25 protein-coding genes and 1 other annotated feature are annotated in these 21,815 nt (G+C 42.4%); all 25 genes read right to left on the bottom strand.

All coding sequences use genetic code 11. The features are described 5' to 3' along the window. Window positions 1-3: 3 nt before the first annotated feature. The gene (gene obgE / locus CSV77_RS07290; RefSeq protein WP_099629822.1) at window positions 4-1,296 is read right to left on the bottom strand and encodes a GTPase ObgE; all 1,293 of its coding nucleotides are present in this window, start codon (window positions 1,294-1,296) and stop codon (window positions 4-6) included. Between the two features lie 3 nt (window positions 1,297-1,299). Beyond that, a complete protein-coding gene (locus CSV77_RS07285; RefSeq protein ID WP_099672902.1) occupies window positions 1,300-1,833 on the bottom strand; it encodes a Spo0B domain-containing protein in 534 nt (177 codons plus the stop codon). A gap of 331 nt (window positions 1,834-2,164) precedes the next feature. Further along, window positions 2,165-2,458, bottom strand: coding sequence for a 50S ribosomal protein L27 (gene rpmA, locus CSV77_RS07280; RefSeq protein WP_099672901.1), 294 nt, complete (start codon window positions 2,456-2,458; stop codon window positions 2,165-2,167). 12 nt (window positions 2,459-2,470) lie between these two features. Beyond that, window positions 2,471-2,797: a ribosomal-processing cysteine protease Prp gene (locus CSV77_RS07275; RefSeq protein ID WP_085131021.1), complete on the bottom strand. Its 327-nt coding sequence runs from the start codon at window positions 2,795-2,797 to the stop codon at window positions 2,471-2,473. 6 nt (window positions 2,798-2,803) lie between these two features. Further along, window positions 2,804-3,112: a 50S ribosomal protein L21 gene (gene rplU, locus CSV77_RS07270; protein WP_085131022.1), complete on the bottom strand. Its 309-nt coding sequence runs from the start codon at window positions 3,110-3,112 to the stop codon at window positions 2,804-2,806. A 13-nt stretch (window positions 3,113-3,125) separates the two neighbouring features. Continuing rightward, window positions 3,126-3,202: a sequence feature (ribosomal protein L21 leader region), on the bottom strand. Between the two features lie 70 nt (window positions 3,203-3,272). Continuing rightward, window positions 3,273-3,890: a metalloprotease gene (locus CSV77_RS07265; protein ID WP_099672900.1), complete on the bottom strand. Its 618-nt coding sequence runs from the start codon at window positions 3,888-3,890 to the stop codon at window positions 3,273-3,275. After that, window positions 3,887-4,429, bottom strand: coding sequence for a peptidoglycan DD-metalloendopeptidase family protein (locus tag CSV77_RS07260; protein WP_099629819.1), 543 nt, complete (start codon window positions 4,427-4,429; stop codon window positions 3,887-3,889). Before CSV77_RS07260 ends, CSV77_RS07265 begins: the two co-directional genes overlap by 4 nt. 99 nt (window positions 4,430-4,528) lie before the next feature. After that, window positions 4,529-5,329 carry a septum site-determining protein MinD gene (gene minD / locus CSV77_RS07255; RefSeq protein ID WP_099629818.1) on the bottom strand — a complete coding sequence of 267 codons (801 nt, stop codon included), beginning with the start codon at window positions 5,327-5,329 and terminating at the stop codon, window positions 4,529-4,531. A gap of 1 nt (window position 5,330) precedes the next feature. Continuing rightward, window positions 5,331-6,002, bottom strand: coding sequence for a septum site-determining protein MinC (gene minC, locus CSV77_RS07250; RefSeq protein ID WP_085131026.1), 672 nt, complete (start codon window positions 6,000-6,002; stop codon window positions 5,331-5,333). 19 nt (window positions 6,003-6,021) lie between these two features. Then, window positions 6,022-6,543, bottom strand: coding sequence for a rod shape-determining protein MreD (gene mreD, locus CSV77_RS07245; protein WP_099672899.1), 522 nt, complete (start codon window positions 6,541-6,543; stop codon window positions 6,022-6,024). Next, window positions 6,540-7,433 carry a rod shape-determining protein MreC gene (gene mreC, locus CSV77_RS07240; RefSeq protein WP_099672898.1) on the bottom strand — a complete coding sequence of 298 codons (894 nt, stop codon included), beginning with the start codon at window positions 7,431-7,433 and terminating at the stop codon, window positions 6,540-6,542. Before mreC ends, mreD begins: the two co-directional genes overlap by 4 nt. Before the next feature lie 24 nt (window positions 7,434-7,457). Continuing rightward, entirely contained in the window at window positions 7,458-8,471 is a 1,014-nt protein-coding gene (locus CSV77_RS07235) for a rod shape-determining protein (RefSeq protein WP_099629815.1), read from the bottom strand. A 169-nt stretch (window positions 8,472-8,640) separates the two neighbouring features. Beyond that, entirely contained in the window at window positions 8,641-9,339 is a 699-nt protein-coding gene (gene radC / locus CSV77_RS07230) for a RadC family protein (RefSeq protein ID WP_029053688.1), read from the bottom strand. After that, entirely contained in the window at window positions 9,339-9,935 is a 597-nt protein-coding gene (locus CSV77_RS07225; RefSeq protein ID WP_099672897.1) for a Maf family protein, read from the bottom strand. The genes radC and CSV77_RS07225 overlap by 1 nt, the downstream gene beginning before the upstream one ends. Before the next feature lie 85 nt (window positions 9,936-10,020). Next, the gene (locus tag CSV77_RS07220; protein WP_099672896.1) at window positions 10,021-10,647 is read right to left on the bottom strand and encodes a hypothetical protein; all 627 of its coding nucleotides are present in this window, start codon (window positions 10,645-10,647) and stop codon (window positions 10,021-10,023) included. Between the two features lie 91 nt (window positions 10,648-10,738). Then, the gene (locus CSV77_RS07215) at window positions 10,739-11,494 is read right to left on the bottom strand and encodes a prepilin peptidase (RefSeq protein WP_099672895.1); all 756 of its coding nucleotides are present in this window, start codon (window positions 11,492-11,494) and stop codon (window positions 10,739-10,741) included. Window positions 11,495-11,505: 11 nt separating this feature from the next. Next, the gene (locus CSV77_RS07210) at window positions 11,506-12,192 is read right to left on the bottom strand and encodes a hypothetical protein (RefSeq protein ID WP_099672894.1); all 687 of its coding nucleotides are present in this window, start codon (window positions 12,190-12,192) and stop codon (window positions 11,506-11,508) included. Then, window positions 12,185-12,868, bottom strand: a complete 684-nt coding sequence (locus CSV77_RS07205; protein WP_099672893.1) for a PilN domain-containing protein — start codon at window positions 12,866-12,868, stop codon at window positions 12,185-12,187. Before CSV77_RS07205 ends, CSV77_RS07210 begins: the two co-directional genes overlap by 8 nt. A 1-nt stretch (window position 12,869) precedes the next feature. Beyond that, window positions 12,870-13,862, bottom strand: a complete 993-nt coding sequence (gene pilM, locus CSV77_RS07200) for a type IV pilus biogenesis protein PilM (protein ID WP_099672892.1) — start codon at window positions 13,860-13,862, stop codon at window positions 12,870-12,872. A gap of 448 nt (window positions 13,863-14,310) precedes the next feature. Next, window positions 14,311-14,760 (bottom strand): type II secretion system protein, encoded by a 450-nt coding sequence (locus CSV77_RS07195; RefSeq protein WP_099672891.1) that lies wholly within the window; start codon window positions 14,758-14,760, stop codon window positions 14,311-14,313. Window positions 14,761-14,877: 117 nt separating this feature from the next. Beyond that, a complete protein-coding gene (locus tag CSV77_RS07190; protein WP_099672890.1) occupies window positions 14,878-16,089 on the bottom strand; it encodes a type II secretion system F family protein in 1,212 nt (403 codons plus the stop codon). Between the two features lie 2 nt (window positions 16,090-16,091). Then, window positions 16,092-17,129 carry a type IV pilus twitching motility protein PilT gene (locus CSV77_RS07185; protein ID WP_099672889.1) on the bottom strand — a complete coding sequence of 346 codons (1,038 nt, stop codon included), beginning with the start codon at window positions 17,127-17,129 and terminating at the stop codon, window positions 16,092-16,094. Between the two features lie 11 nt (window positions 17,130-17,140). Continuing rightward, window positions 17,141-18,808 (bottom strand): GspE/PulE family protein, encoded by a 1,668-nt coding sequence (locus tag CSV77_RS07180; RefSeq protein WP_099672888.1) that lies wholly within the window; start codon window positions 18,806-18,808, stop codon window positions 17,141-17,143. A gap of 15 nt (window positions 18,809-18,823) precedes the next feature. Next, the gene (locus CSV77_RS07175) at window positions 18,824-20,287 is read right to left on the bottom strand and encodes a VanW family protein (protein WP_099672887.1); all 1,464 of its coding nucleotides are present in this window, start codon (window positions 20,285-20,287) and stop codon (window positions 18,824-18,826) included. Between the two features lie 20 nt (window positions 20,288-20,307). Continuing rightward, window positions 20,308-21,804 carry a hypothetical protein gene (locus CSV77_RS07170; protein ID WP_144034666.1) on the bottom strand — a complete coding sequence of 499 codons (1,497 nt, stop codon included), beginning with the start codon at window positions 21,802-21,804 and terminating at the stop codon, window positions 20,308-20,310. Window positions 21,805-21,815 lie beyond the last annotated feature (11 nt).

The following is a 21,815-nucleotide window of genomic DNA, read 5'->3' as shown; positions in this document are numbered from 1 at the left end:
ACCTTACTCCAAGAACTCGAATTCGTAACTCATGATACGTACGATATCGCCGTTTTTCGCACCACGTTCACGCAATGCTTCGTCGATTCCCATTCCACGCATCTGACGAGAGAACTTGCGAACTGATTGATCAAAGTTGAAATCGGTCATCTGGAACAAGCGCTCCAACGTATAACCAGACAACATAAACGCTCCATCATCGTCACGCGAAATAATGAAATCAGGTCCAGTTGATTCGTGTTTATACAATACAGAATTGCTTGTTTCCTCATCCGCATCTGTCAACATAGGGAATTCCGGTGTGGTTTCAAGTAGGTCTAAAATGGCATACAGTAATGGATCTAAACCTGTTCTTGTCAGTGCGGAAATCGGGAACACTTGAATCTCTTCATCACCGAGTGCCTCTTTGAATGCCTCTAGATTTTCTTGTGCATCTGGCATATCCATTTTATTCGCCACAATTATCTGTGGACGTTCAGTCAATCGCATATTGTACTGTTCCAGTTCTTTATTGATCGTCTGATAGTCTTCGAACGGCTCACGGCCCTCAAGTCCCGACATATCGATCACATGCACGATAACACGTGTACGTTCGATGTGACGTAAGAACTGATGTCCAAGTCCGACTCCTTCATGTGCCCCTTCAATCAACCCTGGCAAATCCGCCATGACGAATGTACGGTGATCATCGGTTTCAATCATTCCGAGATTAGGAACTAGCGTGGTAAAGTGATAATCCGCGATTTTCGGCTTCGCTGATGAAACGACCGATAGTAACGTCGATTTCCCAACACTTGGGAATCCGACAAGACCCACGTCAGCGAGAACTTTTAATTCAAGGATGATATCCCTACTAACACCCGGCTCACCTTTTTCAGAAAGCTCTGGCGCTGTGTTCTGCGGCGTAACGAAACGGCTGTTTCCGCGTCCTCCACGCCCACCGCGCGCGATGACTGCTTGCTGGCCATGTTCAACCAAATCTGCAATAATCGTTTCAGTTTCCGCGTCTTTGACGACTGTGCCAGGCGGAACTTTAACGATCATATGCTTACCGCTACGACCATGCATATTCTTACTTTGACCGTGTTCTCCACGATCCGCTTTAAAGTGACGCTGATAACGGAAATCCATTAACGTACGCAACCCTTCATCCACGACAAAGATAACGTCTGCGCCTTTCCCGCCATCCCCACCGGATGGTCCACCATTGGCTATATATTTTTCACGACGGAACGAAACCATACCATCGCCACCGTCGCCACCTTTTACAAATACTTTCACGTGATCCACAAACATAATTTATAATCCTCCTAATTGTCCACTGATGGTAAACGTCCATTGATTCGGTTCACCGAGGACTTCGACCGTAAGCTGAGATGAATGTTCTGGGATGTCTAGTTGCTTTGCGTACAGCTCGGTAAATGTCAGTTGCATACTCCAAGATGCGGTTTCTGTTGTGACTTCAATCGTCACAGGACAATCTGCATAGCGCTGAATTTGCGCTTCCACTGCCAGCACGACTTGTTCCAAGTAGTCGACCAACAATTGGTCCATTTCACTTGAATCAATTTTTTCAGTAATATCACAATACAGTTGCATCTTTAAAACCGGATATCGCCACTCAAGTGTCGTGATCCACTCCTCAGTAAGAGGCATGTCTAATCTCTGAAGCAAAGCTTGTCGCTGCATGTCCGCTGTTTTCTCAAGTATACAGTTTCGCGCTTCTGTATATTTCCCCATATCAATATTCATAAGGATCAATTGCAGATCATTCATGTGATCGTGTCGACTATATCTCACTGCCTGCGACACATTTAGCTTATTCTTCCCCATATTTTCACCACCAGCTGTTTTCGTACTTCTTAGTATAGCATTTTCGCGCGCAAATCACTAAAAAAATCGTTATGGAGGGACAAATTACTTGAAATGTATGTCCAATCATCATGTTAAATTGGTCAAGCGCTCATTATTCCCCCGTAAGCGATCAATAAACCCTTTAGCCGCTCATAACCGTGATCAAGCGATCATACATACTTGCTATCCGCTCTATCAACCAGGCTAAGCGCTCATACTTTCCTGCCGTCCGCTCATACCCCGATAATCTTGACATAAGAAAAAGGACTGCAACAAGTGCAGTCCTTTTTCACATTGTCATGCTATCCAATTAAGCTTCTTGCGTTGCTGCTGGGTAGACACTGACTTTCTTTTTATCGCGGCCAAGACGTTCGAAACGAACGACGCCATCGATTTTTGCGAATAGAGTATCATCTCCACCGCGTCCAACGTTTTCACCTGGGTGAATTTTAGTTCCATGCTGGCGATAAAGGATTGATCCACCGGAAACGATTTGTCCATCTGCGCGCTTAGCACCAAGACGTTTCGAATGTGAATCACGACCGTTCTTAGTAGAACCTACACCTTTTTTCGATGCGAAAAACTGAAGATCTAAACGTAACATAGCTGCCACCTCCTACTTTTCAAAGGATAATTTTATATAATCTGCATAGTCTAATTCAATCGTTTGTAAAGAAATAATCATTGCTTGCAGGAGCAGCTGAACTTGCGCATCTTGTTCCGTTACCGGAAACGCCACACGTAAGTATCCACCATCCGCACCTTGATCCACATCGGGTTCAATCGAAGTCAACTGCATAATAGCATTTACCGCACCAAATGATACGGCAGAAGCACCAGCACAAACTAGATCTTGTCCGTGTTCAGCAAAGTTTGCATGACCATCCATCTCAAAAACTGAGATGCGCCCAGAAGGCTCTTTTATAATTCTGACATGTATCATGCCGGATTATAGATTGATTCCGTCAATAACGATTTTCGTGTATGGCTGACGGTGTCCTTGTTTTTTGCGATAGTTTTTCTTCGCCTTATATTTGAAAACAACAATTTTCTTTGCGCGGCCTTGCTTGACAACCTTACCTGTTACAGTTGCGCCTTCTACGAATGGAGCTCCGACTTTAACGTCATCTCCGCCCACCATTAGCACCTTGTCAAAAGTTACCACTTCATCAGCTTCACCAGCAATCTTCTCAATGAAGATCTCTTGGCCTGCTTCAACTTTGATTTGTTTTCCACCAGTTTCAATAATTGCGTACATACTTGCACCTCCTCTAATTATACAGACTCGCCTTGACAGGTGATTCAACCTACGAATACTTGGACCTGTTTAGTGCGGTTGTAGCACGGGTGCTACAATCAATAACAGTAAAATATTATCACATAGAAAAGAGCAGGTCAAGCATTCTTCCTAGAATCTTTTAAAAGAAGGAAGTTTCTTTTTTAGTGAGCTGTTCAAAGACTCGCTCATACCTTCTAAAACGATAGGAAATAATGTTTTGCACTGCTAAAAAAGAGGTGATGATTACGAGTGGCAAACTATCGGGCAAGTACGCAATTAAAAATGCACAAAGCGATGCAGACACAACGATAGAATACAGTAGGAAATTTGAGCGAGTGGTGTATTTCGTTGCTTCCGTCTCTAACAAAATAGACACGACTTGTCCACCATCAAGTGGCAGAATGGGTAATAAGTTCACGCTTAGCAAGATCATCTGAATCCTTAAAAACTGCGTTTCACCCGGGAATGTCAAACATATGCCAAGTACTAATAAAACGGCTGTCGCGACAGGTCCACCTAGCGCCACGATCAGCCGTTGCTGTTTATTTGCCAACTGCCGATTAACAAATTGCAATTCCCCTCCATACGGTAAGATGGTACAACTCCTAATTTTCATTCCGACGTGTCGTGCGGCCAAAACGTGTCCAAGTTCATGAAAAAGTAAAGAGAATAAGAGCATCGCATACAATGACACACCACCGACAATCATGAAAAATAAAAAAATCGGCAACAATACCGGATGAATACGATACTTCATTGCTGGCCGCCCGACATATACGTTGCCAGCACGGTAGGCTCCAGCGGTATCCCATTACGTTTCACGCGGATATATACTGCCTCCTCGGCCATTACCGCAATCTCATCCCCAAGTCTCACAGCTGTGTATGGAAGCGTTGAGAACGAGCCTACAAACCCATACGTTACTTCATCACCGTTATCGTACTGAACAGTCACCGTCTTTCCTGACTGCCTGGTATAGCCTGTAAAGACGACTAGTCCGCTTCCTTGTGAAGTAATCGACATAGGTTGTGTATACGAGATAATAGCTCCGTCTTGATAGGGTTGGAACGATTCGTACGTCTTTAATGGATTAAATGCCGAATTCCCTGATACCGTGATGACTTCATCTTCTGATATCAAGGAAGAAACCCACTTCTTCATCACCACAAAATCTTTCCCTGTCGTCACATATTGCGTAATAGGTATATTGATTAGCTGACGTTCTTCCAGTTTTGATAAACCTACAACAGACACCAACAGCACAATGGCCATGATCCATTTTGTTTTCCACTTCATCACGTCCCCTCCCTTACCTGCAGTGTATGAAAAGAAGGAGAAATAAATGACGAATGAAAAAACTCAGCACCGTAAAAGGCACTGAGCTTTGAGTTTGTATTATTTACTGAACATATTCTTGATCTTGCCGAAGAATCCTGCTTTGCTTTTCTCCATTGTCATCAATGGCACAGACTCACCTAAGATGCGTCGTGCAATGTTGCGATAACCGATTGCAGCAGGGTTTGTCGGGTCCATCACGACAGGTTCGCCTTTATTTGAAGCAGAAATAACGTTTTGATCATCCATTACGATACCTAATAAATCAATCGATAAATGCGTCGTGATTTCATTGACATCCAATGTTTCGCCGCTTTCCATCATACCACTTCTAATGCGGTTGATAATCAATTTCGGCGGCTCAAGTTCTTCTTCCGCTTCAAGCAGTCCAATAATACGGTCTGCGTCACGTACAGCAGAAATCTCTGGAGTCGTCACGACAATCGCGCGGTCCGCACCAGAAATCGCATTTTTGAATCCTTGCTCAATTCCTGCTGGGCAGTCAATTAAAACATAATCATAATCCTGTTTTAATTCTAAAACGAGCTTCTTCATTTGTTCCGGATTCACGGCACTCTTATCAGTCGTCTGTGCTGCTGGCAGCAAGAACAATCGATCCTCGAAGCGCTTATCTTTCACGAGGGCCTGATGTACTTTACAACGCTCTTCCACCACATCGACCAAATCATAAATAATCCGGTTTTCCAGGCCAAGAATTACGTCCAAGTTACGCAGACCGATATCTGTATCGACTAAACACACTTTTTTCCCTTGTAACGCAAGAGCGGTACCAAGATTGGCTGACGTTGTGGTTTTTCCAACGCCACCTTTACCAGAAGTAATGACAATTGCTTCTCCCAAATTATATACCTCCCTTAAATGTAGCAAGGTCCGGACGTAAATATCGGAGCTCCTGAAGACGGTCTATCGCAATCTGCCCATTCTTTTGAAGATACGCACATTCCATTTCAGGTTGCTCAGAAAGAATCGTCAATTCGTCGGTCATGATTTCGATCTTATCCGCAATTTTCAGATGCGTCGCCTCCAGCCAAGATGCAGCAATGACTGCGTCTTTATTGCCTTGTGCTCCCGCATGTGCAATGCCTTTGACACGACCCAGTACATAAATACTGCCGCCCGCAATGACTTGCGCACTCTGATTCACATCACCGATAATGACCAAATCGCCATCAGCCTTTACGACCTGACCCGATCGAACGATTCCTATATAGGTTTCGGACTGCTTCTCGATCAACTTTCTCTCACACTCTTTTAACGAAATGACGTCACTATGTACCTTCGAAACTCGCAAATGAGGGGAAGTATGAATGACCGATTGAATCTTGTTCATGTCTTTCTCGTCACAATAACGATGCCCTAGATGCAACTGTACTTCAGATACACCTTCAAGTACGCTGCTCTGAACTTTTTCTTTCAACTCACTTAGCAATTCGGTAAATGCGCAATGGTCATCCAATCGTAATACTAAGCCGTCTTTTGTTCCTTTTATCGTTATCAACTGTGATTTCGTCACCTACATCACCTCACAATACTTAAAAACCTGCTTGTTTTTGAAAAAATCTTTTCTCTGTAATCTGTTTGAACATATAGCCGAACATCACGATAAATAATGAATTCGCAATCATTGTCGGAACGAGTCGACTCGTAAAGAATTCGCCGAAATCAATGGACGTTAACGCAATCACACTAGCAAAAAAGTACGACAACAATTCCAGTAACACAATCATTACTACTGATAATACCATAACCGTCGCGGTATGACGCTCAATTTGTCGAATTACTAACGCCGCAACATAACAAATCAGTGGATACATGAATGTGTATAATCCAATAATATCAATATGATACATATCATACAACAGTCCAAGGACAAATCCGTAAATAATCGCTCGCTTGCTAGTATAATACGTCGCAATGAAAATTAAATAGACAATTAGGAACCTAGGGACCGTGACATATAAATTACCGTTAATTTCAATCGGTGAAAACAGACTGAAGATAGGTTCTAGGAAAAATAATAGGATAGCAATTATCGGAATGATGAATCGGATCATGACTCATCGTCTCCTTTAGTCGTTGCGGAGTTGCCCCCGTCAGTCCCATCGACAACCGTCATGGAACGCTTTGCGATCATCACATGATCTAGTTGCGAGAAAGTAGCTGCCGGTTTTATATAGGCCAGTTTCGTCAGTCCGTAGTCGTCCGTGGAAACTTCGGTTACTTCCCCTATTAAAATGCCTTTAGGGAAGATTCCTCCAAGCCCTGAAGATATCACTTGCATCCCTTTTTTTACATTGAAGCTCGAATCTAACCTCTTCATGATCAATTGTCCCGAAGTCCGATCGTATCCTTCGATTAAGCCAAACATTTCTTCTTCGCCAACTACCATAGCCGCCACACGGAAATCGCTATTTTCCGTTGAAATCAATTCGACTGTTGACGTGAATGGAGTCGACAAAATGACTTTACCAATCAGACCTTGCGCCGTCATGACCGCCATATTGACGTCCACTCCAGCTGCCGTTCCTTTGTCTATGATGATCTTCTCTTCCCATTGATCAGGATTGCGTGAGATCACCGTGGCTTGTATCGGCTCAAATGCGCGCAGATCTTCTTGCTTATCAATAATTCCACGTAGCTTCACATTATTCGCTTTGACATCCACCAACTCCGCTTGCATGGCGGCATACGTTTCCAGACGCTTTTTTAATCGTTTGTTTTCTTCGTATGTATTAAGCATCGTATCAATATTTTCAATCAGTCCCGTCACAAAGTGGGCTGGTTTCGTAACGAGCGACTGCCCGAAACCTACGACATCCTTCACTGCTTGTTCCGGTACATTTGCATGATTTCGGTCGCGAAGTGAAAATGCAATTAATGCCACAAGGACGATTACCCCTACTAATAAAATGATTAATCGTTTATTGGAAAAAAAACGCGGCATTGCCTACATCTCCTCCAATTAATATTATGATTGAATTTTTTTAATGAGTTTTAAATTATCCAAAGCTTTACCTGTCCCAATCACTACGCAGTCTAGCGTATCTTCTGCTACAAATGCAGGCATTTTTGTTTCTTCAGAAATTGCTTTATCGAGATTACGAAGTAATGAACCGCCACCTGTTAAGACAATTCCACGTTCCATGACGTCTGACGCCAATTCAGGTGGTGTCTGTTCCAGCGTCTTTCTCATACCTTCAATAATCAAATCCATCGGCTCACGCAACGCTTTCGTGATTTCCTGCGAATTAATTTCCATCGTTTTCGGCAAACCTGTCAATAAGTCACGACCGTGGATGTCCATTTTCTCCGTCTTATCCAAATCAAATGCCGAACCGATTTGCATTTTGATGTTTTCGGCAGTACGTTCACCGATCATCAATTTATATTCTTTACGGATATACGTTATGATAGCTGAATCCATAGAATCTCCACCAACACGGATCGAAGTACTCGTCACGATGCCGCCTAGAGAAATGATGGCTACTTCCGTCGTACCTCCGCCTATATCGACGACCATACTGCCCGTTGGTTCCCATACTGGCAAATTCGCACCAATTGCAGCCGCAAAAGGTTCTTCGATCGTATACGCTTCTTTCGCACCCGCTTGACGTGCAGCATCGATCACCGCGCGTTGCTCAACCGATGTAATACCATATGGCACACAAACCATAACGGTCGGTTTCGTCCATGAATTTCCTGCTGATTTTAGCGCTTCTTTTAAATAATGACGAATCATGGCAGTTGTTGTTTCAAAATCTGCAATGACTCCTTCTCGCATCGGGCGAATTGCCACGACTGAAGTCGGTGTACGTCCGATCATGGCATGCGCTTTACTGCCTACCTCTACGATTTCACCGGTCGTCGTATTTTTCGCTACGACAGAAGGTTCCCTTAGCACAATACCTTTATCCTTAATGAAAACTAGAGTATTGGCTGTCCCCAAGTCAATTCCTACGTTTCTTGATCTGAAACCAAACAAGTCAATTCTCCCTTTCTATAAAACCATCATCGGTATTCTTAAAAGCATACACCACATTATAACGGAAAGGTAACTTAATTTACAGCGTCACCCGGCCAGTTTGCAAAAAACATCGAAAAAGAGACTGATTTCCCAGTCTCTCCACTTTTGCGCGACAATATTCACGTTTTTAGATGTACCCTTTGTCTTTTAAACTGATGAATTTCTGATCACCGATAATGATATGATCAAGCACATCCACGCCCATGATCTGACCCGCCTCCATCAGTCGTTTCGTCACTTCGATGTCTTCCCTCGAAGGTGTCGTGTCGCCACTCGGATGATTATGCGAAATAATCATCGATGCGGCCGACCGTTTAAAAGCTTCACGGAACACTTCACGCGGATGTACTATGGAAGAATTCAAACTGCCAATGAAAATCGTTTGCTTATGTAACACTTCATTTTTTACATTCAAAAATAACACCACGAAATGTTCTTGATTCAACGACGACATATCCGTCATTAAATAATTCGCGGCATCTTCCGGTGAACGAATCTTATAGCGTTCGTGCGGGGCCGTTCGATACAATCGCTTGCCGAGTTCTGCGGCAGCCAATAACTGCACCGCCTTCGCTTCACCAATCCCTTTAATCTTGGTCATCTCGTCCACTGTTAACTCTTTCAAATCTTGTAAACGGTCAATTGTCGACAACACACGGTTGGCGAGTACGAGAACAGATTCCGAGCGGGAGCCGGTGCGCAACAGAATCGCCATCAGCTCTTGGTTGGATAAACTGCTCGCCCCTTCTCGTATTAAACGCTCACGAGGCCTGTCAGCGATATGCACATCACGGATCATCATTTGCGGGGCTAAATCAAGCGGCATTATGCACCACCTTCTAAAGTCAGCAACCCTTCTTGACGCATACGGTTGACTAGATCACTGATCGGCAACCCGACGATGTTTTGATAATCGCCTACCATATTTTCCACAAACAGCATCCCTTGCGTTTGGATGCCGTACGCACCTGCTTTATCTGAAGCATCTCCTGATTTCACATAGGCACGAACGAGCTCTTCATCCAGTTTCCTGAACTTCACTTGAGACAAACCAGCAAACTGTATCGTCTTCCCGTTCGCAAGGATCGTCACACCTGTAATCACTTCATGTAGCTCTCCAGACAGCTCCATCAAGAAATCAATGGCTTGCGCGTCATCTTCTGGCTTTGGGAATACCCTGCCGTCTTTCACCACAATCGTATCTGCAGCAATGATGATTTCTTCTTCTGATTCAACTACCGCAAGTGCCTTTTGCTCAGACAGACGAACCGCATATTCATATGGCTCTTCTGGTGTAAACGGTAAATTCTCGTCTACATCGCTCGGTCTCACGATAAAATCAATTCCTGCAAGCTGTAATAATTCTTTACGTCTCGGCGAGGAAGATGCGAGCACGATAGGTTTTAAACTACTAAATTTCATTGGAACAACCCCCTTTTTCCTAGTGTACGCTATTCCACGCGATTTGAAAAAAGGGCAAAATTCAATTCTCCCCCCGTATATGGAATCAAAATTGAATTTTGAAGCACGGGTCTTGATTCGAGTAATGCGCCAACAGATGCAGTCTCGCGACAGAGGAATCCTTTGTAAATGCAGTAATGGCGGTCATTTTCTTCGCAAAGTCTCCCCCTTTTTTCGCGTCTTTTGCATCTTTAGATAATTCAATCTTCGATAGATCCTCAGCAAGCAGCGCTTTTTTCACCTCGCCGGCATCCGCAGACTTGCAAGTGCCCGGTACGACTGTAATTCTCTTCTTAAATGCATCTTCGCCTTCCTTCAACATTACATCACTCTCGTTCAGCCAAACCGCTCCCCAGACATAGAACTGTCCCCCCGCTGGCACGATAGCCGTACTTGCGAGACTCGGATTGTCCGCCACGAAATCCGTCGCTGCCTCCTGACTGGAAAACACACCATGCTGCTTAACGAACATAGTATCTCCACCCTCAGCCGCTCCGCCTTGCTCGTCTGTCTTCGGCCCAGTCGTCGCTACCGTCTCATTCGCCTTATCCTTTTTCTCTCCCGTAGTCGATATCGTCAGCCCGATCACTAGTACTGCGACCAAGCCGATCGCTACCCCTTGCACTAACGCCCGAATCACAATGTTCTTTGAATACGTCCTGCGGAAATTCATTCCATCACTCCACTAGTTTTCTTTCACCATATCAAAATGAACGTAAAAAAAGACGAGACTGTTGTCGTCTCGTCCATAAACATTTACCGATTTAGTTCAACAAACCTGTATACCAACTGACAAGCTGCGTCCCATAGAAATAAGCAATGAGTGCAGCGACCGCAATCGAAGGACCGAATGGCACAGGTGTTTTACGTCCTTGCTTCGTCTTTTTTAAGAAGATCATGCCGACAATCGCGCCTATCAATGAAGCGAGAAACAGCGTCACTAACGTCTGCATCGTTCCGAGCACCAAACCGATAACGAAAAACAACTTAATATCGCCACCGCCCATACCACCGTTCGACACGATGGCAATCAATAGCAACAAACCGAACCCCACCGCAGCTCCAAGCAAGCTATCCCACCAGGGCGTCAGCGGACTGACGAAGCGCAAGATAAAAATTGCAATACCAAACGGCAATAAAATTTTATTCGGAATCAACATATACTTTAGATCGGATACCGTTAAAATAACCAACATGGAAATAAGTAACAAAGCCACAACGAATTCCCTTTGAAATCCGAAGTGTAAATACGCACAGACGAACAGCACACCCGTGATCAGCTCCATCACGGGATATAGAGCACTGATCTTCTCTTTACATCCACGGCACTTCCCACGCAAAAACACGTAAGAGAAAACCGGCACCAGATCCACTGCGGTCAGATTACGATCACATGTCGTACAGCGAGAAGGTGGTGACACGATGGATTCCTTTACCGGCAAACGTATGCCGACTACGTTAAAGAACGAGCCGAACGTAATGCCATAAAGGAAGATAAAACTACTATAGAGCCATTCCATGGATTACCTCCTTACTCCGCTTTCTCAGTACCTGTCATTTTATTGATCGTCGTTGGATCGAATTTCATCGCAGGTGGCGGCGCGTCTACTTTCGGCGCCTCATTTTGTAAATTGACAAGATCCGGACGGAAGTACGCATGGAATGAAATCACAACTTTCATTTCACCGATATCCGATTCCTCTTCCGTTTTCTCGGCAGTCGCTTCGAATTGAATCGTCTCTACATTTATCAGTCGAATCATTTCTTCAATCTCGTAAATGAACGAATCGACTTGCTTATATGTATCTGCAGCGAGTGTCACTTCCATCAACACGGTTTCGAGATTTTGTACATTTTCCGGCAGTAGTTCTATATCGAATACTTCCTTCGAGAAATTAATTTCTTCAATTCGACTATCGGACTTTACTTCCGCCTTCTCCAGACGAATCAGCAATGCATCTTCTAACGGAATGACAGGCACAACTTTTTGAAGTGGTGCAGACGTTACAGTTTCATTTACATCTCTATTCGCTAATTGTTTTTGTAAGGAAAACAACACATCACGTTCTGAAGCAAACTGAGCCGCCGTCTGATCCTTCATTTCTTTTGCCGGCAAAAAGACGTTCGTCACCGTGTAATAGACAAGTGCAATAAGGAAAATGGAAGCCAATACGACTAAACCAATCTCCATCTGACGTTTAGACAAATATTTATTCAACCGTATCGCCTCCTTCCGTATTCGCATCTACAGGAGGTTGTAGTTCTTCAGAAGGTTGCTGTGGTTGCTCTTGCGGTTCTTGAATCACATCAGAATCAACGTCTGCGTCTGTTCCTGGCAATGCACGCTCATCAACAAACTGAATAAAATATGTAGCGAAATATCTAGGCAAGACATTCTCCCGCTCATCGATGTCTAATTTTTCCGTTTCAATTCCTTCGAACGTCGCGTCGATCACTAACGACGAAGCTTTCATTCGGGTTAGATAAAGCGCCGGCTCCATCAAGTTATCAAACTGTACTTTCAATGTCACTTCATTAGGCGCAGTGAACGTTAGCTCTTGGAAAAACCCTCGATCTGGCAAGGCTTTCGAAAGATCTTCTATAAGAGGTTGTGTTTTATATTGGTGCCCTTTTAGAAACTCTACAGTCGCTGCTAATTGTTCTTTTTCCTGACCAAATGCAGACAAATGCATTTGCGACGTGATACCTTCTTGTTGTTTCTGTATTTCATACGTGGATTGTTGCAACCTCGCCGCTTCATCATCATATTTTTGCGCAATGAAATAAAGCACAACCCAACTAATAAAAGCGACTAAAAGTATCGCAATCGCTATCCAAAGAAAAGTAGCCTTCTCACGGATCTTTTCCGGAAGTAGATTTATATCAACTAACATATTACACCTCTTCCTTCAGCGCGAGACCAATAACTCGGTGGAAATCCGCAGTAATCGCGGTTCCGTCCACACAACTAATCGGCTTTTTCACTAAGGGAAGTGCTTCGATCGCTAAACGTTCTCGTACCATCTGCAATAATTCTTCTTGTTGTGTATATGTACCATTCCACACTAGATGGGTAATAGTGGAATCATTTTCCGCCAAATTAAAGCGATAGAAGTTTGCTAGCTTCTCAAGTTCCATGACAATCGTATCCAGCTCAACTTGTTGCTCTAGCTCTTCGCCTGTTGCCATGCTAAGCGGCACTTCCAGTTCCATCGAGCGAATAAACAAAGGATAATGAGAATAGAAAATAGACACAGTCAGGCTACGACCACGCAAATCAGCAAGGAGAATATGTTCTGACCCATCAAATTGGTGCACATGATGTGCGAGACGATACAGAGAAAGCGGTGCAATATCCGCCACAACAGGCTCCACTTTTACGGACTTCAGCACTTCCTCATAGGTCTGCATAATACTTTCTTTAGACGCAATCAAAATCGCTTCATTCTGCAATTTATTAGCTGTATACGGAACGACATCAAACACCGGATCATCAAACGGCAAATAAATCGTCGAACCAATTTCGATAAAGAAATGGCTTTTCAGCTCTTCATCCTCCACCGTGTCAGGATACGCAACGCGTCGGATGATGACATATGTATCAGGCGCAAGAAACGCCACGTCACGCTTCACAAGATTCCAATCTTTCACAACCTCCGTTAGAATATCGCGCAACATGTCCTCCTCGGCTATTCGGCCTTCTTGGATGATATGTTCCGGTAGCAACATCTCTTTCGCTGTATCTAGTACGATTGGATTCAAGGACTTTATACGCACGTACCGAATCGCATCATCGTCAAGTGTTAATGAATGCACACGCTTTTTACGGCTGAGTGTAGGCATAGAAAGTTTGGAAAGTGGGCGTTTCACATTAGATAAAATAGACATAAACGAACTCCTTTCGGACGAGAGTAAGCAAGGTTTTTAGTTATTTCTTCCTTGCTTACTAGTTATGGTAAGTATAGCAAATGTGATGGGAGAAGGGAAGATTGGTAGGGAAGGCTGACGAATTTTTGTTATCGACATTAATTCTATAGTATTTATAAAATACAAGTAAGTGGCATTGATTAATAAGTTAACAATCTCCACTATATTAGAAAAAAGGCAAAGTAATAGCAGCAAGAATCACTAGAATCGCACCTATTATAAATAAATTCTACGAGTGATATGCCTTGGTTGTCAGTAAACTACCTTATTACAGAAGCCCTTTTTTACATTCTCATTCAATACTTATACCCATTGAAGATATATTATCTATTTTTAAAAAAGACTTTGAAGAGTGATATCCTCTACAAAGTCTTTCAATTATAATAAGTTGCACATTCAAGAATGATTGTTACCTTGTAACTGTAACTGTACCTGTAGTTCCTTTATTCTCAGCATCTGTAATGTCTTTCTTAGTGGAAGCTGCGAACGATACTTTAACTCCTTTGGCTACAGCCGCACCTGTAATAGTATTTCCTTTAGCAACATCTGTAGATTTTGTAACTGTTGCAGCTGTTGCGCCAGTAGCGGCAGCGAATCCACCAGCATCTTCTAAGAATCCATTAGTTATTAATTCCGCCTGCGTAACAGATTCTCCACCTTTTTCTGTGAAGTACATCTGGGCTGCAGACAGTACATTATGGGCATCCCCCTTTAAAGCATTAACCTTCGAATTCGTAATAATATTCCCAATAGCCGGCACCGCAATCGCAGCAATAATACCCAAAATAACAATAACCGCTAATAGCTCGACAAGCGTCAAACCCTTTTGGTTTAATTTCTTCTGCATAAACTTTTTCATATAATTTCCCCCTCTTATTTTCCGTACTCTATGAGTCTAGTATACCAGAGCTCATAGGAAATTAACACTAGATTTATTGAATTAATTTAAAATTATATATAACATTTGTTATTTCTGTTACAAATTATCTATCTGCTCAAACATGCTAAACATCGGCAACATGATAGCTAAAACTATAGTCCCGACTATAGCTGCCAAGAAAACAATCATTAAAGGCTCTATCAAAGCCTTTAAGCGATCTGTAGCAGCTTCTACTTCTTTCTCATAAAAATCTGCAACTTTTGCTAGCATAGAGTCTAAAGAACCAGTCTCTTCTCCAATTGCAATCATATGAGGAATTAATGGTGGGAATGCCCAGTGATTTAACATGGGTTCTGTCAAGGAACCGCCACGCTCCATGGATACTCTAGACTCACCAATCACTTTTGAAATGACTTCATTCCCCACCACTCTTTCTGTCATAGATAGGGCCTGTAAAATCGGTACAGAGCTCGAAAACATGGAACTTAATGTGCGCGTCATCATTGCGAGGGAAGATTTTTGAGCAATGCTACCGAATATAGGTAATTTCAACAAGATGGTATCCAGAATGTATTTCCCTTTTGGGTTGCTTCTGAACATCATATACCCAACAACTAGAATTGAAACTATAAGAATCAACATGTACCAGTAGCTTGCAATCCATGCACTTGCTGCCATAACCGCACGAGTTAGCCAAGGTAATTGTCCACCTATGCTATCAAACATATCCACGAACATCGGTACGACGAACCATAGAAGAAAAATGACTACGGTGATCGCTATAATGCCTACTACTACTGGATAGGCCATCGCCGATGTGACTTTTTGTCTTGTACGATACGCCTTCTCGAAATGCTCTGCTAATTGATCCAATGATTCATCCACCGTACCCGAAACTTCTCCTGCCGCCACCATGTTTAAAATTAACGGCTCAAACACTTTAGGATGTTTTCCGAAAGCCGCAGATAACGCAGTACCTGTGCGTAAATCTTCCTGAACTGCGGTCAAAATTTTTCGAAATGCCGCTTGCTCCACCTGCATAGATAATATCCTTACTGCATCCACAATCGTGACCCCTGCTTGAAGGAGAGTAGAAAACTGCCGTAAGAACATAATCAATTGATCACGCTTCACCGGACTACCGATCGTAATATCCTTCGTTAGCATCGTTTCTTTCTGCTCAACAAGATTTACTACACGAATTCCCTGATCTTTAAGTTTAATCGCTGCATCTCGCTTATTCGTAGCCGTCACTGTACCACGGCGAATCGCTTTCGCATCTCGCCCTTCATATGTAAAACGAGCCACTCTTATTCATCCCCTTGCATAAACGGCAATGCCGCTTCATACGAAATGATTCTCTGATTCATTAAATTCTTTACGGAGTGGTCCATCATATGCATTCCTAGCGCACGGCTTGTCTGAATGACGTTCGGAATCTGGTGAATTTTCTCAGACCGTATCAAGTTTGATACAGCGGGATTATTAATCATAATCTCTGTCGCCGCACGTCTTCCTTGCTTATCCATCGTCTGGAATAAACGCTGGGAAACGACTGCTTTTAAAACACCTGCTAACTGCACGCGAATTTGCGCCTGTTGCCCATGAGGAAATACGTCTATAATTCTATCGATTGTCGAAGCGGCACTCCATGTATGTAAGGTCGCAAGAACTAAGTGACCGGTTTCCGCAGCAGTGATAGCCGTAGAAATCGTCTCCAAGTCACGCATCTCACCTACTAATATCACATCCGGATCTTGACGCAAAGCAGCACGTAAGCCGTCCGCAAACGACACTGTATCAAAACCGACTTCCCGTTGATCGATAATAGAAGAACCATGCTCATGCATATACTCAATTGGATCTTCCAATGTAATAATATGCTTTCGCATCGTTTCATTCATATAACGAATCATTGCCGCAAGTGTTGTGGACTTACCCGAACCGGTTGGCCCTGTAACTAGAATTAGTCCTTGTGCAGTGTCAGATAGGCTCTTTAACGTTCCCGGCATATTCAAATCATCGATCGTAGGAATCTTTGTAGGAATCGTCCGAAATGCTAAGGATATCGCACCGCGTTGTTGGAATGCGTTGACACGGAAACGAGAAACGCCAGCGATTTCATAAGAATAGTCAATCTGTCCAGCTTCTTTAAATGCAGGAATCATCTTTTCTGGAATCGTTTGATAAGCAATTTCTTTTGTGTCTTCCTCGGTCATAACGGTTTCACCAAAACGTTTTAAGTCACCATGCACTCGGAAAACTGGGGGCACGCCAACAGTCAAATGAATATCGGACGCTTTGATAGTAAAGGCTTCAGTTAATAATTGATCAATTCTTTCAGTCACCGCAAACACTCCTAATCTATCGAGGCAACCCTCAACACTTCTTCAGTAGTTGTAATGCCTTGTTTCACTTTTTCCAAACCATCATCTATCAGGAATATTGTTTCACTTTTCTCTGCGATTTTACGGAATTCTGTAGGCGATGCGCTATTGTTGATCGCATTACGCATTTCAGCATTGATGATCAATACTTCATGAATCGCAATCCTTCCGCGATAACCTGTCATATTACATGCAGAGCAACCCGCACCACGATGAATCATTTCAATCGTTTTGCCGCGTCTAGCAAAAATTTCTTTTTCACGATCAGTAGCTAGCTGTGTAGTGCCGCAGTCCCGACAAACACGACGGATCAATCGTTGAGCTACAATTGCATTAAGAGATGCAGTCAAAAGGAATGGCTCCACACCCATATCAAGTAGCCGTGATATAGATGCAACCGAGTCATTCGTGTGGATTGTGCTCAAAACTACATGTCCTGTCAATGAAGCTCGTATCGCAATTTCCACCGTCTCTTTATCCCGAATTTCTCCTACCATGACCACATCAGGATCTTGACGCAATATAGAACGTAACCCTGTCGCAAACGTTAATCCCACATTCGTATTCACTTGAATCTGATTAATTCCTTCCAATTGATACTCTACCGGATCTTCAATCGTAATAATATTTACCTCTTCGCTATTTAACCGATTCAACGCCGCGTATAATGTAGATGATTTACCCGAACCAGTGGGTCCAGAGATCAACACAATACCGTTCGGCTTCTCAATTTCTCCAAGAAAACGTTCCAGATTCGTTGGACCAAAACCAAGCTTTGTCATATCATTCAATGAGCTACTCAAGTCCAAAATACGCATAACGACTTTTTCACCAAAAACTGTCGGTAAAGTTGATAACCGTAGGTCGATTGGACGGAAATCAATCATTACTTTGATGCGCCCATCCTGTGGCATGCGTGATTCAGTAATGTTCAAATTCCCCATGATTTTGATTCGGGCTAGAAGCATAGCCTGCATATGCTTCGGTATGACCCGTTCAGTCTGCAGTTTTCCATCAATTCTAAAGCGGATGATGACTTGGTGTTCTTGAGGATCAATATGAATATCACTCGACTTCATAGAAACTGCACTAGAAATAATCTGGTTCACTAGACGTACAACAGGAGAATCATTATCTACGATGTCATCCTGTTGCTCTGCCTGACTAGCAGATGTTTCGGGTTCTTCAAACAGCAAGTCATCAAATAATTCATCATCATAATATCTAGTGATCGTTCGTGTAATATCGTCTTTTGACGCGATTGCAGTATCTATATGGAAACCAGTAGACAACCGTAAATCTTCAATCGTATTGTAATCCATCGGGTCTGCCATGGCGACGAATAATTTATCTCCATCTTTTTTTAACGGAACAATCATTTTTTGCTGCGCCAAACTTTTAGGTACAATATTAAATAACTTCGGATCAAACGGGTAACGGAATAAGTTGACGTGAGGAATTCCTAACTGGAACTCCAACACTTCAATCAACTGTTGCTCCGTAATATACCCACGCTGCAATAACGCATCACCTAGTCGCTCATCGCGAGATTTTTCCTTCAACGTACTCATTAACTGCTCGTCCGTTAGCAAGCCGGATTCTATTAATAAATCTCCCAGACGCTTTCTAGTTGTCGCCATCTGAATCCCCCTCTATCAATCGATCGGAATACCATTCTTGTCGACTTCTATAAGATTGCCACCTTTATCGTAATCGTATTTCACATCATCTTTCCCGGCTGAACCATTTGAGTTACTTGAACCACTTCCATTAACTGATCCTGAACCGCCGCTACTCGTCCCATTACCTGAAGATGAACTTGTATTGCCCGATCCTGAGCCGCCACCATTTGAAGAAGACGAACCATTTCCGTTAGATGAATTAGACGGCTTATCTGTTGACCCATTACTTGAAGAGTTTCCATCGGTATGGCTAGAATTACTATCCACCTCACTATTAGGAACTTTCTCTACTACTTTTTCTAAACTATGTCGTTCAATAATCGGTTTCGGTGCATAGAAATCAATCGACACATCTTCAATTTCTTCCAATGAACCATTTAGCAGAACATTTCGTTTAACTGCAACCTCCATGCCTTTCTTGCCTTTATCCACTACTTCGATCGCACCTGCATTTACAAAGGCGCTATAACGAATAACCGTTTTCGGATCATACTTTGTGATTTTCTCCACTTCGGTATCGTAACGATGCACAAACGGTAGACCTTCAATCGACAGCTCCAATTGAGCGCCTGTCCAAGCCGTACGAATCGTGAAGACGGTTTGATTGGGGTTCGTGAACTGAAAATCTAAATCGAGCTTACGATTGATCGCTGCTTCAAATCCTGGTTCAACGCCTGCAGGTAATTCAGATGAAATATTGCGTTCATCTATCACCCAATTCGTCTGCAATGCTGCTTTATACAGAAGAGAAGACATAATAGTCATCTGTACATCTGTCGCACTAGCAGACTCTTTACCATCCAAATATTCACGGAATGAAAAGGTAGAATTCGGCTGAATCTCTAAACCATTCAAATCGTCCATCAATAAACGCAAACCTTTTTCTAGCTCATCTACTTCATATGCAGCTGAAGCAATTACTTGTTTCTGCTCGTATAAATCAGGTATAAAATCCGCTATATATACTTGTTGTGGCATAATGCCGCTCTGTAGCTGAACTTCTAGTTGTGCGGCTATTTTCTCCACGTCATCTTCACTGAATGAAAGCGTATGGAAATTTTGTTTCATCACCGTACGAAGCCCTTCCCTAGAGACATTTGCGATTAATGAATTATCCACTCCACTTTTCGCTTCGTTTAGCGTAGCGTCTGGATCGAAACTTACCACTTCTGCCGGAACATCTACTTGAAGATCTTGTACGATTAGTTGTACTGATAAAGTTTGTTTAAGCTCTGCAAAATTATTTATAAGCTTTTCTTTCGCATCTTTACGATTATGCTTTGAAATGTCAAACGGCCCTGCGTACGTGTGCTTGCTGAATTTCTTAAAATTTGAGAAGAAGCCGTCGCCTGCGTAAGCTTGTTGGGCAAAAATAGCGGAGATGACTAGTAATAGAGCACCTAAGATGAGGCTAATTTTGTATTGTTTTAGTTTCATAGTAAATCTCCTGACTTTGATTAATTATATGTAACATCGATTTCAGGAGGCTCCCAATTAGGGTTATCTGAAATGCCCGAACTGTCGCTTCCATTTCCACCGCCAACACAGTTATCATATAACGCTTGTGGATTAGTTTTAAATACAGATTCTTTCATCGGAATTAAGTTTGGATATTTCCCCATAATATTTTGGGGTTTAGCTTTTTCTTCCACGAAATAAATTTTGCTATTTGAATCCATTGTTTTCAGATCTATATTATTAAAATCAATAGTTCCACCGACGCAAACTTTTGAATTGTTTTTAATGGCAAGCGACTTCTCTACAACTAAATTTCCTTTAACAACTAAGTTGGAATTCTGTATAGAGCCTGCTTTCTTCATTGTGAGTTCTTTACCAACTACCATAATTGACTTGCTAGTTAGCGCAAATTTCTCTCCAGTGTAGTTACCACCGACAACTATTTTCATGTTTTTAAATTCGGTATTTTTTCCGTCTATATCACGGTCTGCGTAAAGTATAGAATTCGAATAACCCGAACTAGAATTCTTAAATTCAATACTTCCAGTTGCATATAGATTCGCTTGATTTGCGCCATTTAAGTTTTTTAGTTCAATATTTCCATCAGCATACATGGTTATGTTATTCATAGTATTCATATTAGGTAGCTCGATGTTTCCTTTTGAATATATTTGTGTATTCTTAAAATCTATTCCGATATTACCATTTCCTTTTGTATAACCGAATGGAAAATACACAATGGAATTTATTGCAGTAAAATGAGTATCAATAGTTTTCTGTCCCAGGCATTTTTCATTGTTAGGGTTAGTTGTACATGGTTTAGTTTGCTTATTGCCTTCAATTAAACTTTGAATGTTCACAACGGGAATCGTCAAAGAATTCTCTCCATTATTTGGCGGGTTGGAAATACTATCCTCAACTAGCAACGGAAAATCAAACAGTAGCTCAAAATCCAAGCTTTTCGCTCGTTTGCTTCCTTTTCCATATTCCCCCAGCACTTTGCCTTTGACTAGTAAACCTATATACCTATCCATGGAGTCTTTTACTCTAGTATAGTTTACCGGTTCTAAAATACTATAATGTAAAGAATCTGTTGTATCTGGCTTCGTTTTTTCAAGATTAGTGAAGTGAAGGTTGAGAAGTAGATCAACCATTTGATTTTGCCGGTTTTTTGCCGCTTGCTTAAGCTCTTCTTGTTTTTTTTCGGGTGTTATACTTTTTTTATTTATCGTGATCTTATCGCTTTCATAGGCCAACTTCATTTCATTCCAAATTTTACGTCTTTCTGCTTTAAATTTATTTATATACAGCCATTTGTAATAATCTACACCCATTTCAGCAGCAGTATATGCCAGATTGTTGTCATCTACAATACGTTGCTGTTTAGCATTGCTAATCGATCCCCTCATGAAAACAGCACTACCAATCATGATAAATATGATGACAAGCAAGACAAGCACTAATGCATAGCCTTTTTCATTTTTAGGTAATTGCACATGACCGCTTC

Origin of the sequence: Sporosarcina sp. P16b (genome assembly GCF_002743065.1) — a bacterium.
Classification (GTDB): domain Bacteria; phylum Bacillota; class Bacilli; order Bacillales_A; family Planococcaceae; genus Sporosarcina.
The sequence above is the reverse complement of the archived record's forward strand: the minus strand, read 5'-3'. Positions and strand labels throughout refer to the sequence as shown.